Genomic DNA, 15644 nt, shown 5'->3' with positions numbered 1-15644 from the left:
AGCCGCCTTGAAGCTTCTCACCGGTGTCAGTCGACAGGCAGCAACCTGCAGCTTCAACGGCGGCAATGCCTGGAAAGGCTTTGAAATCGAGGTGATTAATCATCAAACCGTGGGGCAAGGCGAAATCTATGGTTTTCCGGCCTCCTCGCGAGTAAGCCCCCACAGGTAATCCACAACACCTCAGCCCTGTGCTCATCTTGTGGGAGCGGGCATGCCCGCGAAGAAACCAACGCGGTGGATGGCACCGGCTCTGCCGGTGTTCGGGGGTAAACCCGCGCCTACAACGGCCTGTGCTGTGTGTAGGAGCGGGTTTACCCGCGAATACGGTGGCGGCTGCGACGGTGAGCGGCCGGTGGAAATTGGCCAGCAGGGCCGGCCCTTTCGCGGGTGAACCCGCGCCTACAGGCGACCGCGAAGGCTTTTCAACTGTTGAGCGCCCACGAGCAGTTTCACCTGCGAAGAGGCCGGTACAGGTCATACAAACATTCCCCCCGCGTGACTTTCTCCAGTGCCCGCAAAGTCCCACTTCCTGGCACCCCCATAATCACAACACCAGGCCGGACCACCCATGCACCCTCAACGCACCGCCTTGCACAATGAACTGCACGCCCGTCCGTCACTCTATTTCGACGGCCCGGCGCATGTCTTCCACCTGGCCTTGCTCGGCGGCGATGCTGCCTGTACAGCATTGCTGCAGCGCTGCCGCCCTGATGTTTCGGACACCGGTGCCGCACAAGGCATCACTGACATGGATGGCCACCCGTTCAAATGGGAGCGGCACACCGAGTTCTTCACGTTGACGCTGGTTGTGCCATGCACCACAGCCGATACCACATGGCAAACCCTGCCGCCGGTGCTGGCCGAGGCGATTGCGCCGCAGGCGGCGCAGGTGATCAATGCAGTGCAGGTGCTGGTACGTCACGAACAAGACCTGAACCTGGCCCACTATGGTTTCAAAGACCCGTGCGGCTCGTGCGTGGGTGGTGGCGATGCGGTGGTATGGAGCGACTTCCGCCTGACCGAGGATGGCACCAACCGCTTCCTGTTCATCAACAGGCGCCTCAATGCCTACCGCCAGGGCCGCATGATCCGCCGCCTGCTGGAAATCGAGACGTACCGCATGATGGCTTCGCTGACCCTGAGCACGGCCAAGCATCTGAGCCAGGAACTGGATGCCTTCGACAAGACCCTGGTCTGCCTCTCCGAGCGCAGTGCCGGGGTCGATGGCCATGATTCCAAGGGGCTCTTGGAAGCCATTGCCCACCTGTCACGTCAGGTTGTAAGCCGCACGGTAAAAACCCGTCACCGCTTTGGCGCCACCCAGGCCTACGCACAGCTGGTGTTCGAACGCCTGGGGGAGTTGCGGGAAAGCCATGTGGGCGACTGCCAGCGCCTTGGGGTATTCATCGAGCGCCGGTTCAAGCCGACCGTGCGTTACTGCGCAGCCACCGAGCAACGGCTGGAGCAGTTGGCGAAGAACGTGGCCAACCTGGGCGACTTGCTGCAGGCGCGGGTGCAAGTTGAGATGGAGGAGCAGAACGCCGAGATCTTGCGCAGCCTCAATGCCCGGGCAGATGCCCAGGTGAAAATCCAGCGAGCGGTGGAGGGGCTGTCGATCATCGCCATCACCTATTACCTGCTGAATCTGTTCAAGCTTTTGTATGGCGGGCTGAATGTACTGGGGCTGGGACTGACGGCGCGCGATGGCTTGATGGCCATGGCGCCGCCAGTCCTGCTGGTGCTGCTGGTGATACTGCTGCGTATCAGGCAGGCCAAACAACATTGAGTTGGGGGGGCCTTGCCCCCCCAATGGCTACACCGACTCGTCAGCCGGCCGCGCCCCCTCCTGCACCAGCACCATGCTCTGCGGCGAAGACAGTGGAATGCCTTCATCACGCAACCGGCCAAGAATGGTGAACAGCAGGTCGCTGCGGGCGCCCGATACCTGCCGCGGCCCAGCCACATAGCCACTCACACCAATCACCATACCGCTGGCTGTCAGGTCCTTGAACGACACCGAGGTAGCTGGCGCATCCAGAATCGCCTCGTGCTCATGATAAGCCGCCAGCAGCAGCTCACGCACACGGTTGGCATCGGTCTCCAGCGGCAGTGTCAGGGTAATGCTGACCACCCCCAGCGCGTTGCCCATGGTCACGTTGCGCACGTTCTGCGAGATGAACTGCGAGTTGGGCACGATCACCGTGGAACGGTCAGACATCTGGATCTCGGTGGCGCGGACATTGATGCGGCGGATATCACCCTCCACACCCGCCAGGCTGACCCAGTCGCCGACCTTCACCGGGCGCTCGGTCAGCAGAATCAGGCCGGAAATGAAGTTCTGCACGATCTGCTGCAAACCGAAACCGATACCGACCGACAGGGCACTGACCACCCAGGTCAGGCTGGTGAGGTTGATACGCAAGGTCGACATCACCAGCATGGCCAGGAACAGGAAACCCAGGTAACCCACCAGGGTCACCAGCGAGGCCCGCATGCCGGCGTCCATCTCGGTTTCCGGCAGCAGGCGGTCGCTCAGCCAGCGCTTGACCACACGGATGGCGAACAGGCCGCCGAGGAAGATGGCCAAGGCCAGCAGGATGTCCTGCGGCACGATGTTCAGGTTACCGAGCAGCTTGCCGCCGGTCCCATCCCAGTCGCCCAGACTCAACAGCAATTCGCTAGGGCTGGTGCCCGACGGCATCAACACCAGCAACAGTGCCAGGAACAGCACGACCGTGCGGCCGATGCCGGCCAGTATGGTACTGGCCTGGGCCTGGTGGCGAGGCGCCAGGCCCAGGGTCGACGCCAGAGCCAGGCCACCGGGCTGGCGGGGTGACAGCAGGGTTTCGCACAGGTCGCCGAAGAAGGTGGTCAGCAAGTAGGCACAGGTGATCACCAGGCTGACCCACAACAGCTTGGCGGTGAGGAAATAGGCGAGTGTCAGGTAGCCGGTGAGCAGCGCCAGCAGGATCAACGTCAGCCAGATGACCATCACGAACGGGATCAGCCCGGCCAGGCCCGTCGGGCGCTCCAGGCCATGCTTGCGCAGGGTGCGGCGGTAACACAGCAGCGCGCCAGCAAAGGTGAGCGCCACCACCAGCGCGGTCAGCCCGTTGACGGCCACCGTCAGCGCCAAGCTGGCGCCGATCACGCTGTTCATGCGCTCCATGGTCATCATGACCATCAGTGCCAATGCCAGCACCTTCGGGAACCAGCCCAGCGCACTGGCGACTTCGTCGTGGATCGCCGGCAACCGCCAGGAGGGACGCTGCAGCATCAGCATGGCGCGGCCCAGGCCTGTGATGAAGGCACTGAACACCACCAGGGTGAGAATGTGATTGGTCAGGCTGGCGATATCCGAACCCAAGCGTGCATTGCTTTCCAGCCCCCAGCGCAGCAACGACACCGAGCCGGCGATGGTGCCCAGGGTTGCCAGGCTAACGCCCAGAGCCAAGGCGCTGCGGCGCAGGCGGCCCTCCGGCAGCCAGTGGACCATGGCACTGGCCAGCAAGCGTTCAAGCACGCGCCGCACCAACGTCCACACCAGAATCGCCGCCACCAGGCTGGCAACGAACAGCCAGCGGTTTTCGGCGCTGAAGGCGCTGCTGATGGCATCGGCCGCCTCGCTGCGCAGGTCACGCAGGCGCGCCACGTCGTCCTGGGTGGGGCGGATGATGCTCTGCCAGAACGCGGGGCTCAGCGGCGAGGCTGCACGGCTGGTGATTTGCGAGTTGAACTGGCTGCGGCGCAGGTTGACGATTTGCGTGGACAGGTCACGGGCCGACTGGGTCAGCTTGGTGGCCTGATCCTGCTGGGCTACCAGCGCCTTTTTCTCGGCCTCCAGCGCTTTGCGCTGCTGCGTCAGGGTAGCGGCCTCGTCCGGCTGGGCCGGGCCGATGACCTTCAGCTGGTCGTCGAGTTTTCCCACATCGGCAGTGCGCTGTGTACTCAGTGCATCAGCTTGACGCTGAACCTGCATCGCGCCCAGGCGCAGTTGCGACAGCACGTCGTCGTTGGCCTCGCTGGTGACGCCTTGGCGGATCAGGTCCAAGCGGTCACTCAGCTGTTCGAGGCTGGCGTTTTCGTCCAGTGCGGGCGCTTCGGCAGCCGCCAGGTTGGACAATGGCGTGGCCGGGGCCGACCAGGCCGGGCTGACAAGCAACAGCATCAGGGCCAGCAGGGCAATCAGACCTGGGCAATAACGGGCAAGGCTGACACGCCTCATCGAATATTCCTCTTTGCAATTCGATTTGGCGGGGGATTCTACGCGGCTTCGGGCCGTCAGGAGAGTGCCGTTTCTCGCTTCAGCAATTGCTGTTTGCGCTCCACGCCCCAGCGGTAACCGCTGATGTCGCCATCCCGGCGCACCACGCGGTGGCAAGGGATGGCCACGGCAATACGGTTGGCCGCGCAGGCCATGGCTACCGCCCGCACGGCCTTGGGGGCGCCAATGCGCTCGGCGATGTCGGTATAGCTGACCCGGCTGCCGGCCGGCACCTCACGCAGCGCCTGCCACACCCGCTCCTGAAACGCGGTGCCTTGCACATCCAGCGGCAGGGCCAGGCCCAAGGCGGGCGCTTCGACGAAACCGATCACTTCGGCAACCATGTTTTCGTAGGCGCTGTCGCCGCCAATCAGGTGGGCCTTGGGGAACTGATCCTGCAGCTCGTGTAACAAGCCCTCGGGGTCGTCGCCCAGCAGAATCGCGCAGATGCCCTTGTCGCTCTGGGCAACCAGTATTGCACCCAGCGAGCACTGCCCGAGGGCGAAGTGAATGCTTGCCCCGGCACCGCCGGCGCGGTATTGCCGGGGACGCATGCCCAGGCGCTGGTCGGCGCTTTCGTAGAAGCGGCTGTTGGAGTTGTAGCCGGCGTCGTAGATAGCATCGGTGACCGAGCGCTGGCCGTCTTCCAGGTGCGCACGCAGGCGCCGGGCCCGGAAGGCCGTGGCGTAGGCTTTGGGCGTAACCCCGGTTTCGGCCTTGAACAGCCGATGCAGGTGGAAGGGGCTGACGGCCAGCCGTGCACTGAGTTGGTCGAGGCTTGGCGCGGGGTCACTGGTTTCGATCAAGCGGCAGGCGTGGATAACCAGCTGGCTGTGGCGGGTGGCGCTGGCCTTGCTGATACAGCGTTTGCAAGCACGGTAGCCGGCAGCCTCGGCGGCTGCGGCAGTGTCGTAGAACTCGACGTTCACGCGCTTGGCCTGGCGTGATTTGCAGCCGGGGTGGCAGTAGACGCCGGTGGTACGTACGGCGTAGACAAAGTGGCCTGTGGCGGCAACGTCGCGGGACTCTACGGCGTGCCAGCGTTGGTCGGGGGTGGTGTAGGGGTTCATCTTCGATTCCCGGATATGTTGTTGCCTGTACGGGCGATGCGAAAACCTCAGGCCCGCCACAGGTACCAGGCCGCCACGGTACGAAACGGCCGCCAGGCGCCGCCCAGCGAACGCATTTGCGCCGGAGTCGGCGCCGTCTCCAGCCCTTTGAGCCGCCGATACCCCTCGCGCACGCCAAAATCGTCCACCGGCAGAATGTCAGAACGCCCCAGGCAATAGATCAGCAGCATCTCCACCGTCCACCGCCCTACCCCACGCAGCGCCACCAGGCGTTCGATCAACGCCTCGTCAGCCATGGTCAACGCCTGCTCCCGCGTCGGTACCAAGCCCTCCAGGGTGGCTTGAGCAATGCCCTGGACCGTCACCAGCTTGCTCGCCGAAAAGCCGCAGGCACGCAGGGTTTCCGGGGTTACCGCCAACAACTGCTCTGGCTGCGGAAAATCATCTGCCGGGAACAGCGCCAGCAAACGCCCCAGGATCGCCTCGGCGGCGCGGGCGTGCAGTTGCTGGTAGGCAATCGCCCGCACCAATGCCTCATAAGGCTCACGTTCCGGCGTAGCCTGGTGCAGGCAGGGCCCGATCGCTGCGATATGCCGCGACCAGTCCGGGTCAAGTGCCGCCAGGTGTTGCGTGGCCTCGTGATAGGCCTCAGGCGAAAGGTCGGCCAGCATCATGGCACCTCCATCAAGTCGATTGCAGGTCCAGCTTAGCGCAGCCGTTCATCGGGCAAACGCCGGTTCTTGCGCAGCTAATCTTTGGCATGCCATTGCTCGGCGCCATCTTCCCCGCATAGAATTGAGAACTATTCACAATCGCACACATCACTGGACTGGGCCTTCTCTACGATGCAGATCAACGACACGCTCAAGCCCACCGAGGTCGCTCTGCTCTACCAGTCTCACCATGCCTGGTTGCGCGGCTGGTTACGCAGCCGGGTCGGTTGCAGTGAACATGCCGCAGACCTGGCCCAGGATACCTTCGTGCGGTTGTTGCGCGCCCGCCACGTGTCGCCGCTCAAAGAACCGCGCGCCTACCTCAGCAGCATCGCCCGTGGCTTGATGATCGACCAGTTCCGCCGCCGCGCGCTGGAGCGGGCCTACCAGGAAAGCCTGGCTCACCTGCCCGAAGCAGAAGTGCCCAGCGAAGAGGATAAGCTTGTCATCCTCGATAGCCTTGAACGCCTCGACCGCGCCTTGCACCAGTTGAAACCGCGCGTCCGCCAAGCGTTCCTGCTGGCCCAGCTAGACGGTTTGAGCATCGTGCAGGTTGCCCAACGTCTGGAGGTGTCCAGGGCCACCGTTGAGCGCGATCTGGCCAAGGCCCTGGGCGTCTGCTACCGGTTGCGCTATGCCGATGCCTGATGGTACGCCCGCTCAGGCGCAGGTCGATCAGGCCATCGACTGGCTGGTGAAGCTGCGTTTCGACACCCCTAGCCCGCGCACCGAGCAGCAGTTTCAACACTGGCTGGCCAGCCACCCACACAACCGCCTGGCCTGGCAGCGGGTCAGTCATCTGGGCGATGAACTGGCCGGGCTGCCCAAGGACCTGAGCCGGCGCACCCTGGACGCTAGCCAGCACCCCAAAGCCAGCCGCAGGGACCACCTGAAGTTGCTGGGGCTGTTGGCCGTGGGCGGCAGCCTGGGCTGGGCCGCGCGCGAACCGCTGGGCCTGCCACAACTGCTGGCCGACACCAGCACCGCCACCGGTGAACGGCGCCAATGGCAAGGCAGTGACGGCAGCCGCATCCAGCTCAACACTGCCAGTGCCATCGACTTGCACTACAGTGCGGAACAACGCCAGCTGAAACTGATCCATGGCGAGGTCAGCCTGGACAGCAACCCCAACGACAACCGCCCATTCCACGTCGCCACCCCTGTCGGCCCGCTGACCACCTTCGATGGTCAGCTGTTGCTGCGCGAAAACAGCCAGGGCCTGCTGCTGTCGGTGCGGCGTGGCGAAGTCACGTTGTTCCCTGCCTCGGCCTCAGCGAGGCAGGTGCTGCCCGGTGAAACCTTGCAAGTCAGCGCCAACGGCAGCATTCAGGCCAGAACACTGCACAACGACCCCTGGGGTTGGACCGAAGGTGTGCTCAGCGTGCAGCAGATGCCGCTTGCCGAGTTTGTCAGCGAACTCGGCCGCTACCGACCGGGCCTGTTGCGCTGCGCTCCAGAAGTGGCGGGCTTGAAGGTTTCCGGCACCTATCAGTTGGCTGACACCGGGCAAATCCTGCAACTGCTCACCCGCAGCCTGCCCGTGCGGGTCGAGTACCGAACGCGCTATTGGGTCAGCATCGGCGCGGCGTAAAGGGGTATCACTGCGCCACAGCCCGCATCCGCCCACGGCGCCGGTATGACTGCCTGGCAAAGCACACGAACAGCCCGGCCATCAGGGCCAGCGCCATGGGCAAACCGTGGGGCGCGACATTCATGGCCGCCCCACTGACCAGCGGCCCGACCAGGCTGCCTACACCCCAGAGCAAGCCCACACTGGCATTGGCAGTGACCAGGTCCTGTCCCTTGAAGCGCTGCCCGATCAGCACCAGCGCCAAGGTATAGATGCCCCCCGCCACCGCGCCCAGCACCACCAGCAGCGGCCACAGCAGCCAGGTCAGATTCAGCAGCCAAGGCAAACCGATGCCGATCACCATCGCCACCAGCCCGCACACCAGGTGCAACCCTGTGCGCTCAACCCGGTCGGCCAGCCAGCCCAGCGGCAGCTGGAACAGCATGTCGCCGGCAAACACCACCGTCACCATCAACGCTGCCACGCCAACGGCAAAGCCATGGCTGGTGGCGTACACCGGCAGCAGCGACAGCACCACGGCATCGAAGAACGAGAAGAACAGCACCGCCATGCACAACGCCGGTGCCACACGGAAGAACCCGGCCAGGCCGAAGCTTTTTTCGCCCTCTTCGTGCTCGACATGGTCGTTAGGCACCGTCAGCACAATGCACAGCAACGCCAGCCCATAACAGACCGTGACGACACCCGTGATCCACGGGCTATCGGCGCCCAACACTGCCAGCATGGCCGGGCCCAGCACCTGAAAGCCCGTAAAGCTGGTGGCGTACAGGGCCATGATCTTGCCGCGGTTATGTTCGGGGCACAGTTCGTTGACCCACGACTCGCCGAGGATGATGGCGATCCCCATGCCAAGCCCCAGGCCCAGGCGCAGCAACGCCAGCAGCCACAACGAGCCGAACGCGGACTCGAGCAAGGCAATGCTGACCGTGCACAGGCTGAAACACAGCAGATAGATAGTGCGCCGGGTGAGATGGCGGCAGCAGACGTCGACCAGAAAAGCCGAGAGCATCATGCCGGCGGCAGGGATGGCCGAGATGATGCCGATTTCCAGGGTGCTCGCCCCCGCTTCATGCAGGCGCAACGACACCAGCGGCAAGCTGGCCCCCAAACTGAAACCCACGACAGAAACAGCGAACAATAAGCCCGCCAACAAACGCATGTTCATGTACCACCCCTGGCAAACCGAAAAGACGTGCAGAAACAGGCGCGCACGCCGAGACGGCGAGCGACGCGAAAGCGCAGATCCGTTCAGGCGAGGTGTGGCGAGAAGGTGAAGGCAAACAGCACGCTGCGGCGGCGCTTGAGCACCGTGTCACTCGGCCATGCACGACGCAGTGCCTGGAAGGCAGGCTGGCGGGCGTGTGGGAGGGACTGGGTACGGCGCATTGCTTTGGCTACTACGCAGGTGATTGAAAAAAGAGGCGGCACTCTAGCCACCTCCGGGGGGCTCGTCAATTGCCCAGGGGCCTCTGCCAGGCCCCCGGCGCGTTCAGCGTTTACCTGTACTTGGCAGGAACACCGCCAACAACCCGAACAATGGCAGGAACGAGCACAAGCCGTACACATACTCGATACCACGCAGGTCCGCTACGTACCCCAACAGCGCAGCGCCAATGCCGCCAAAGCCGAACATCAGGCCGAAGAAGATCCCGGCAATCATGCCCACGCTGCCCGGCACCAGTTCCTGCGCATACACCACGATCGCGGAAAACGCAGAAGCCAGGATAAAGCCGATCACCACGCTCAGCACCGTGGTCCAGAACAAGTCGGCATACGGCAGCGCCAGCGTGAACGGCGCCACGCCCAGTATTGAAAACCAGATGACTGCCTTGCGCCCGATACGGTCACCGATCGGCCCGCCAAAGAAGGTGCCCGCCGCCACCGCGCCGAGGAACAGGAACAGGTGCAGCTGCGAGCTGGCCACCGACACACCGAACTTCTCGATCAGGTAAAAGGTGAAGTAGCTGGTGAAGCTGGCCATGTAGAAGTACTTGGAGAACACCAGCAGGCCCAGCACGATCAGCGCCGCGATTACCCGATTGCGCGAAATGCCGTGGGTAGCCTGAACCGCCTTGCGCGCCTTGGCCTGATTGAGGTGCTCCTTGTACCAGCCGCGCAGCATCAGGGTAACGCCGAGGAAGAACAGCCCGGCCAGGCCGAACCAGGCCACATGGGTCTGGCCGAACGGAATGACGATGGCCGCTGCCAACAGCGGGCCCAGAGCGGAGCCGGTGTTGCCACCGACCTGGAAGGTCGACTGGGCCAGTCCGAAGCGCCCGCCCGAAGCCAGCCGTGCAATACGCGAGGTTTCCGGGTGGAAGGTCGACGAGCCAATGCCCACCAGCGCCGACGCCAGCAGGATCATCGGGAAACTGCCAACGAAGGCCAGCATCACGATCCCCACCAACGTGCACAGGGTGCCTAGCGGCAACAGATTTGGCGTGGGCCGGCGGTCGGTGAAGAAGCCGACCCAAGGCTGCAACAGCGAGGCGGTGATCTGGAAGGTGAGCGTGATCATGCCGATCTGGGCGAAGCTCAGGTCGTAGTTGGCCTTGAGCATCGGGTAGATCGCCGGCAGCACCGACTGGATCAGGTCGTTGATCAAATGCGCCAAGGCGCAGAAACCGATGATGCGCATCACCATCGGCGAGGCTTGGCTTGCCGCTGCCGGGGTGGATGCGGTGGAGGCACTACTGGTGGCCATTTGCCTGAATCTCCGTCCTCTGGTTTGGGATCCGATTATCAGGAATCAAATAGATACATAGCTACCTTTTTTATCCCCCTGTCGCCACGTACTTGAAAATGGTTCTCAATATAATTAGCATCCTCTGCCAATGACTCCTGTCATCGTTAGGCCAAACGGCCCCTATCGTGAGCAGACCGCCCCCATGAGCCCGATGTCCGCCAAGCAGCTGCAGCCCGACCCACAACAGGAAGCGCTGGCGTGGTTTTCGTTGCTGCGCCAGCCCGGTTGCGACGAAACCCAGCGCCAGGCATTTGCGGCCTGGTGCCAGGTACAAGAGAACGCCCACGCCTACGCCGAGCTGGAGACGTTCTGGCAACAGCTGCAACCCGCACCTGCCCGCCCCCGCCCACGGCATGTCACTGTCCGTCGCAGTCACTTGGGTAAAGGGTTGGCGCTTGCGTTTTTGCTGGGGTTGGGTGCTGCTGCTTACCTGTACTGGCCGCTGATACAGCGTCTGGCCAGCGAGCTGCACACCGATGTGGGAGAGCGCCGCAGCATACGCTTGGCGGATGGCACGACATTGAACCTGGACAGCGCCAGCGCCATTAACGTCGACCTGCGCGGCCGCACCCGCCAACTGCACCTGGTGCAGGGCCAGGTGCATATGGAAGTCGTGCTCGACGGGCGGGCCATGGACGTGGAAGTGGGCAACGCACGCATCCAGGTATACGGCACTCGCTTGCAGATAGCCCGCCATGCAGGGCGTGACGAACTCGTGGTATTCAGTGGCAAGGCCATGGTCACCCAGGGGGGTGAGCAGCGGATGGTCTCGGCAGGTGAGCGGGTAACCTTCGATGACACACGCATCGATCCGGTGCGTAAGGCTGATCTGAAAACCGCTGACAGTTGGCGCAACGGCCGCCTTAAAGCCACAGACATGCCATTGAGACAGGTGCTGGAGCGCCTTGCCGGTTACCAAGGGCAGCGTCTGTGGATGATGGATGAACACGTGGCTCATCGCCGTGTAAGCGGCGACTTCAACCTCGACCAGCCTGGCCAAAGCCTGCAATCCCTGGCTGCAGCCCAGCAGCTGCAGTTGCTGGGCGTGCTCGGGCACTGGCTTGTGGTGCGCTAAAACCGGGGCTGGCCGCTAAGTTTTTGAAAGCGTGCAAATTTTTTTTGAAATGAGTGTTGACAGAGGGGGCGTTCAAGAGAATAATGCGCGCCATCGGCTACATAGCTCAGTTGGTTAGAGCATAGCATTCATAATGCTGGGGTCCGGGGTTCAAGTCCCTGTGTAGCCACCAAACAAGACGAAGGGCTTACCGCAAGGTAAGCCCTTTTTCTTTGCCTGCGAAAAAGTTGCTGGTGCCCGCGCTAACCCATCCAGCAGCAGCCGGGCGCCAAATCACAGGTTTCGGCGCTGCTATCGTCGCCTCAACGTATTCCGGTCACCGCCACAGCCAGGCCAAGCCCGATCAATGCCAGACCAATGGCCCGGTCCACCAGCACTTGCCGCTCGATCATCGCCTTGCGCAATGCCGTGCTGGAAAAAAATACCGCCACCAGGCTGAACCATAGCCAATGGGCAACGGACATGAACGCACCGTAGGCGAAGTTCAGCGTCAGCGGGCTGCCAGGCTGTACCACCTGGGTGAAGGCACTGATGACAAACAACAGGGTCTTGGGGTTGAGGGCGTTGGTGAAAAAGCCCGCGCGCAGCGCTTGCAGTACGCCGGCAGAGGACTGGCCAACCCCGTCCAGGCTGATGCGTCGGGTGTTGGTCAATGACTTGTACCCGAGGTAGATCAGGTAGCCCGCACCCAGCACTTTCATGACAAAGAACAGCGCCGGGCTCTGGCTGATGATTACGGCAATGCCCAACACCGTGTACAACACATGCACCTGCACCCCCAGTGCGATACCTATGGCGGCAGCCAGCCCGGCCTTGCGCCCCTGTGCATAACTGCTGCGGGTGACCATGGCGAAATCGGCACCAGGGCTGATGACGGCGAGCAGGGTGAACAGGGCGACGGCGATGAGTTCGGTCATGCTGAGGGCTCTCGATAGGCGATGGAAATGCACAGACTGCCGATTATCGAGCGCTTACAGATATGGAAAAATCGATTTATGCTGAGATGAATCTGATAGTTTTGCTCACAGATATGTACAGCCTGCCTTGGCCTCTACGCGGCTAAACTCGCTCCTACAGGGAACTATGTGGCCATGTAGCAACGGGTTTACCCGCGAAGAGGCCGGCACAGCTGAACAGGGATATCATGAAACTGCCGCCACTCAACGCCTTCCGCTACTTCGACATCGCCGCCCAGACCGAGAGCTTCGTGCGCGCCGCCGAGCACTTGCACGTCACTCACGGCGCGGTCAGCCGCCAAATACGCCTGCTGGAAGAAAGCCTTGGCGTGGAACTGTTCGAACGCCGCAACAGGGCCATTTTCCTCACCCCTGCCGGCCGCGCCCTGCATGGCACCACCCAGGCGATCTTCGAGCAACTGGAAGGCGCCGTGCAGCGTTTTCAGCACCAGGTCCGCGACAATGTGCTTGTGCTGTCCTGCGAGCCGACCATCGCCATGCGCTGGCTGATACCGCGCCTGCCGCGCTTCCATGCCACCCATCCCGACCTGCAGTTGCACCTGGTGGCTGCCGGCGGGCCGCTGGACTTCGCCCGCAGTGGGGTCGACATGGCCATCCGCCGTGACGACTTCCACTGGAATAACCAACTGTTCAACCAGAAGGTCTGCGATGAATGGATCGGCCCGGTGTGCCACCCCGCCGCCAGCGCCAGACTCGATGGCCAGCGGCTGCTGCACAGCACCACACGCCCTGCTGCCTGGCCCACCTGGCTGCGCCTGAGCGGCCAACAGGCGCGGCACTGCGAACGCAGCGACTACGAGCATTTCTACCTGTCGATCCAGGCCGCCAACGCCGGCCTGGGCCTGGCCATGGCCTCAGCCCTGATGGTGTGCGACGAACTCGACAGCGGGCAGTTGCAGGCGCCGTACGGTTTTGTGCGCGATGGCTCGGCCTACCACCTGCTTAGCCCACAGCCTCTGGCCGACAGCAGCAAGTGCCAGCGCTTCGCAGAGTGGCTAATGGACGAATGCCGGGGCTGCCTGGCTCATTTGGGTTTGACGCAGAACGACGACCCCGCACTGCCATCGCCGCCCCAGGTGCGATAGCCGGCGGTATCCACATGAATGCGGCCTGATGGGTAGCGGCCCAGGCCCATGTTCCAGGCTTGGCCGTGCTGCTGCCAGAAACGGCACAGCGGATTGGGATCGGCCCAGGCCGGCAGCAGTATATCGACGGCGAACGCGCGGGTATGCGCACTGTTGGCTGCCCCGCCCGCACAGGCGTTCAGGCGCGGCTCACGGTAAGCCGAAACCACCTCGAACTGGCGCAGGATGCCTTGATCGTCGAGTGCCCTGATCAACGCGAGGGTCGAGCGTACAGCCGCCCAATTGCCGGGGGGCGGTACAGCGAAAGGCGATGCGTGGCACAGTTTCCAGTCCGAAGCCGAGCGCAGCAACTGGTGAATTGGCACTACACCGTAAAGCCGGGCATCTACCAGCATTTCACGGAAAGGGCGGGTTTGATGATCACCCGCCCACTGGGCGAACATCCACACGTCGCGCTCGTCAGCGTGGACAACGCTCGCTAAACACAAGCCCGCTGCCAAAAGCAGTTTTCTCATTCTTTATCCGTCCCTGCAGAGAACAAAGCCTGCGCTCCCACCGGGACTCATACTAGTTCAACGCGCAACCGTTACTGCAGCGTCAGCGGGCGGCCGGAGCAGAGGGGTGCCTGCGTGACAGGGTAAGCCGCTGGAAAGTCAGTCTTCGAACAGGGTACAGGCCATCACCAGGGCGTCTTCACGGCCGCCGGCGATCGGATAATAGTCGCGGCGACGGCCAATTTCGTTGAAGCCGTAACGTTCATATAAACGATAGGCCGACTGGTTGCTGGCGCGCACTTCCAGGAAGCATTCGCGGCCATTGAGCTGATAGGCCCGGGCCATCAGGTGTTCGAGCAGGCGCAGGCCCAGGCCGCAGCCTTGGTTTTCCGGTTTTACGGTGATGTTGAGCAGGTGCGCTTCATCGATGATCACATTGATCACACCATGGCCCACTTGCTGCTGGCCATCGAACATCAGCCAGACTTCGTACGACTTGAGCGCATCCTGAAAGATTCCACGGGTCCAGGGATGACTGAATGCGGCATATTCGATCTTAAGTACGGCATCCAGATCCGCCTCGGTCATCGGGCGGAAGCTGATCGAGTCACTCATTCAACGCTCTTCCAGCGCGCCATCAGCTGGCGCATGGCTTTCCAGACGTCCGCCTTGCGCTGCGGCTCGTCCATCAACAGTTCAAGGCCCGGCAATGCCCAGGCGTCGCCCAGGCTGTCGAGCGTCAGGGTTTGGTAATAGGCGTCGGCGTCGACATTGGCGGCAAAACGCAGTGCCGGCAGGCCGACCAGCCACAGACAGGTACACGGGGCGTCTTCCAGGCGCGCCTGAACGAAGCCCTGGACGAAATCGCGCGCAGCCTCCGGCCCCTGGTCCATGTTGCCGCGCACCAGCAGTGGCCAGCGTACCGGCTCGCCGATGATCTGCGGGGCGTCGGGCAGGCCGGCGGCGCGCAGCATGTCCTTGAGCAGCAGATAGGAGGGATCGCGGCTCTGGAACGGCTGACCGGTGGCCAGTTCAACCAGCAGCAGGCAACTGCCGGCGCGCAACAACTGCAGCGAGAAGCGCGGTGGCGGCACCGGTGCCGGGCGCGGAGCAGCGGGCTGCTCTTGTGCCTCGGCAGGCTTGACGACGGGTTTTGCCACACTGCCCGGGCGCGGGATCTCGATTTTCGGCCGCTCGCCGGAGCGGGCCTGGGGGGTGACAGGCGCTTCGTTGGTTACCGATGCCGGCCTGACCTCGAAATCGATGTCCTCGACTGGCACAACCGGCAGCAGCAGCTCGGGCCGCGACGGTGCGGCGAACGGCAGCTCGGCGCGCGGCAGCCAGTGCACCACTTGCATGGCGGAAAGGTAGGCGCGGCGACGGGGTTCGGTCAGCAAGGGGCGGATATCCGGGGGGTGAAGGCAATTGGGCATTCTAACGTGTACGCCGTGGTTTTTGCAGCGCCTATCAGACCGAGCGCCGCCCGCGCGGCGCGTCGCGACGCAAGGCCGCTCCCACATTTGTTTCTGGCCAGTCATGCCTGTGCCATTGGCGCGCGTAACCCTGGGTGCACGACGCGATATCGAAGGGGGACAAGCAAGGGACCGTGCGCCAATGAATCAGGATTGA

General features: G+C 63.2%; 16 protein-coding genes and 1 tRNA gene. 7 read left to right on the top strand and 10 right to left on the bottom strand.

All coding sequences use genetic code 11. The features are described from left to right. Positions 1-7 precede the first annotated feature (7 nt). Positions 8-169, top strand: coding sequence for a hypothetical protein (locus ACF8Q6_RS23530; RefSeq protein ID WP_014862067.1), 162 nt, complete (start codon positions 8-10; stop codon positions 167-169). Between the two features lie 399 nt (positions 170-568). Beyond that, positions 569-1786, top strand: coding sequence for a DUF3422 domain-containing protein (locus ACF8Q6_RS23525; protein WP_392493841.1), 1218 nt, complete (start codon positions 569-571; stop codon positions 1784-1786). Positions 1787-1813: 27 nt separating this feature from the next. Here ACF8Q6_RS23525 and ACF8Q6_RS23520 read toward each other — a convergent pair whose 3' ends face one another. From ACF8Q6_RS23520 to ACF8Q6_RS23510, 3 genes are read right to left on the bottom strand one after another with little or no spacing between them, the layout of a single operon-like run. Continuing rightward, positions 1814-4225 (bottom strand): DUF3772 domain-containing protein, encoded by a 2412-nt coding sequence (locus ACF8Q6_RS23520; protein WP_108078923.1) that lies wholly within the window; start codon positions 4223-4225, stop codon positions 1814-1816. A gap of 56 nt (positions 4226-4281) precedes the next feature. After that, positions 4282-5334 (bottom strand): bifunctional DNA-binding transcriptional regulator/O6-methylguanine-DNA methyltransferase Ada, encoded by a 1053-nt coding sequence (gene ada, locus ACF8Q6_RS23515; RefSeq protein ID WP_392493840.1) that lies wholly within the window; start codon positions 5332-5334, stop codon positions 4282-4284. Between the two features lie 47 nt (positions 5335-5381). Beyond that, the gene (locus tag ACF8Q6_RS23510) at positions 5382-6008 is read right to left on the bottom strand and encodes a DNA-3-methyladenine glycosylase family protein (protein ID WP_392493839.1); all 627 of its coding nucleotides are present in this window, start codon (positions 6006-6008) and stop codon (positions 5382-5384) included. Between the two features lie 171 nt (positions 6009-6179). On the opposite strand from ACF8Q6_RS23510, the gene ACF8Q6_RS23505 reads away from it, so the two are divergent. Together ACF8Q6_RS23505 and ACF8Q6_RS23500 are read left to right on the top strand one after the other, a co-directional pair. After that, positions 6180-6695 carry a sigma-70 family RNA polymerase sigma factor gene (locus tag ACF8Q6_RS23505; protein WP_003247432.1) on the top strand — a complete coding sequence of 172 codons (516 nt, stop codon included), beginning with the start codon at positions 6180-6182 and terminating at the stop codon, positions 6693-6695. Beyond that, on the top strand, positions 6682-7638 hold the full coding sequence (locus ACF8Q6_RS23500; protein WP_047605088.1) for a FecR domain-containing protein: 957 nt from the start codon (positions 6682-6684) through the stop codon (positions 7636-7638). Before ACF8Q6_RS23505 ends, ACF8Q6_RS23500 begins: the two co-directional genes overlap by 14 nt. 7 nt (positions 7639-7645) lie before the next feature. On the opposite strand, the gene ACF8Q6_RS23495 is transcribed toward ACF8Q6_RS23500, so the two are convergent. The 3 genes from ACF8Q6_RS23495 to ACF8Q6_RS23485 all read right to left on the bottom strand — a co-directional run bounded on the left by ACF8Q6_RS23495 (position 7646) and on the right by ACF8Q6_RS23485 (position 10342). Continuing rightward, positions 7646-8803, bottom strand: coding sequence for an MFS transporter (locus ACF8Q6_RS23495; protein WP_392493838.1), 1158 nt, complete (start codon positions 8801-8803; stop codon positions 7646-7648). Between the two features lie 83 nt (positions 8804-8886). Continuing rightward, positions 8887-9024 (bottom strand): hypothetical protein, encoded by a 138-nt coding sequence (locus tag ACF8Q6_RS23490; RefSeq protein ID WP_003247435.1) that lies wholly within the window; start codon positions 9022-9024, stop codon positions 8887-8889. 103 nt (positions 9025-9127) lie between these two features. Next, entirely contained in the window at positions 9128-10342 is a 1215-nt protein-coding gene (locus ACF8Q6_RS23485) for an MFS transporter (RefSeq protein ID WP_017148092.1), read from the bottom strand. A gap of 193 nt (positions 10343-10535) precedes the next feature. Here ACF8Q6_RS23485 and ACF8Q6_RS23480 point away from each other — a divergent pair, with 193 nt between their 5' ends. Both ACF8Q6_RS23480 and ACF8Q6_RS23475 read left to right on the top strand, forming a co-directional pair. Next, positions 10536-11459: a FecR family protein gene (locus ACF8Q6_RS23480; protein ID WP_392493842.1), complete on the top strand. Its 924-nt coding sequence runs from the start codon at positions 10536-10538 to the stop codon at positions 11457-11459. A 95-nt stretch (positions 11460-11554) separates the two neighbouring features. Beyond that, positions 11555-11631: transfer RNA gene (locus ACF8Q6_RS23475), tRNA-Met, on the top strand. A 130-nt stretch (positions 11632-11761) separates the two neighbouring features. On the opposite strand, the gene ACF8Q6_RS23470 is transcribed toward ACF8Q6_RS23475, so the two are convergent. Continuing rightward, positions 11762-12376: a LysE family translocator gene (locus ACF8Q6_RS23470; protein WP_392493837.1), complete on the bottom strand. Its 615-nt coding sequence runs from the start codon at positions 12374-12376 to the stop codon at positions 11762-11764. Positions 12377-12603: 227 nt separating this feature from the next. Here ACF8Q6_RS23470 and ACF8Q6_RS23465 point away from each other — a divergent pair, with 227 nt between their 5' ends. Then, positions 12604-13521 (top strand): LysR substrate-binding domain-containing protein, encoded by a 918-nt coding sequence (locus ACF8Q6_RS23465; RefSeq protein ID WP_392493836.1) that lies wholly within the window; start codon positions 12604-12606, stop codon positions 13519-13521. Here ACF8Q6_RS23465 and ACF8Q6_RS23460 read toward each other — a convergent pair. The 3 genes from ACF8Q6_RS23460 to ACF8Q6_RS23450 form a co-directional block, all read right to left on the bottom strand. Continuing rightward, positions 13461-14036 carry a D-Ala-D-Ala carboxypeptidase family metallohydrolase gene (locus ACF8Q6_RS23460; RefSeq protein WP_012051159.1) on the bottom strand — a complete coding sequence of 192 codons (576 nt, stop codon included), beginning with the start codon at positions 14034-14036 and terminating at the stop codon, positions 13461-13463. The genes ACF8Q6_RS23465 and ACF8Q6_RS23460 overlap by 61 nt on opposite strands. A 138-nt stretch (positions 14037-14174) precedes the next feature. Continuing rightward, positions 14175-14630, bottom strand: coding sequence for a ribosomal protein S18-alanine N-acetyltransferase (gene rimI / locus ACF8Q6_RS23455; protein WP_004575708.1), 456 nt, complete (start codon positions 14628-14630; stop codon positions 14175-14177). After that, a complete protein-coding gene (locus ACF8Q6_RS23450) occupies positions 14627-15412 on the bottom strand; it encodes an energy transducer TonB (protein ID WP_392493835.1) in 786 nt (261 codons plus the stop codon). Before ACF8Q6_RS23450 ends, rimI begins: the two co-directional genes overlap by 4 nt. Positions 15413-15644 lie beyond the last annotated feature (232 nt).

Origin of the sequence: Pseudomonas sp. GLN_2 (assembly GCF_043106005.1) — a bacterium.
Taxonomy (GTDB): Bacteria; Pseudomonadota; Gammaproteobacteria; order Pseudomonadales; family Pseudomonadaceae; genus Aquipseudomonas; species Aquipseudomonas alloputida.
This window is presented reverse-complemented; position numbering and strand designations above follow the sequence as displayed.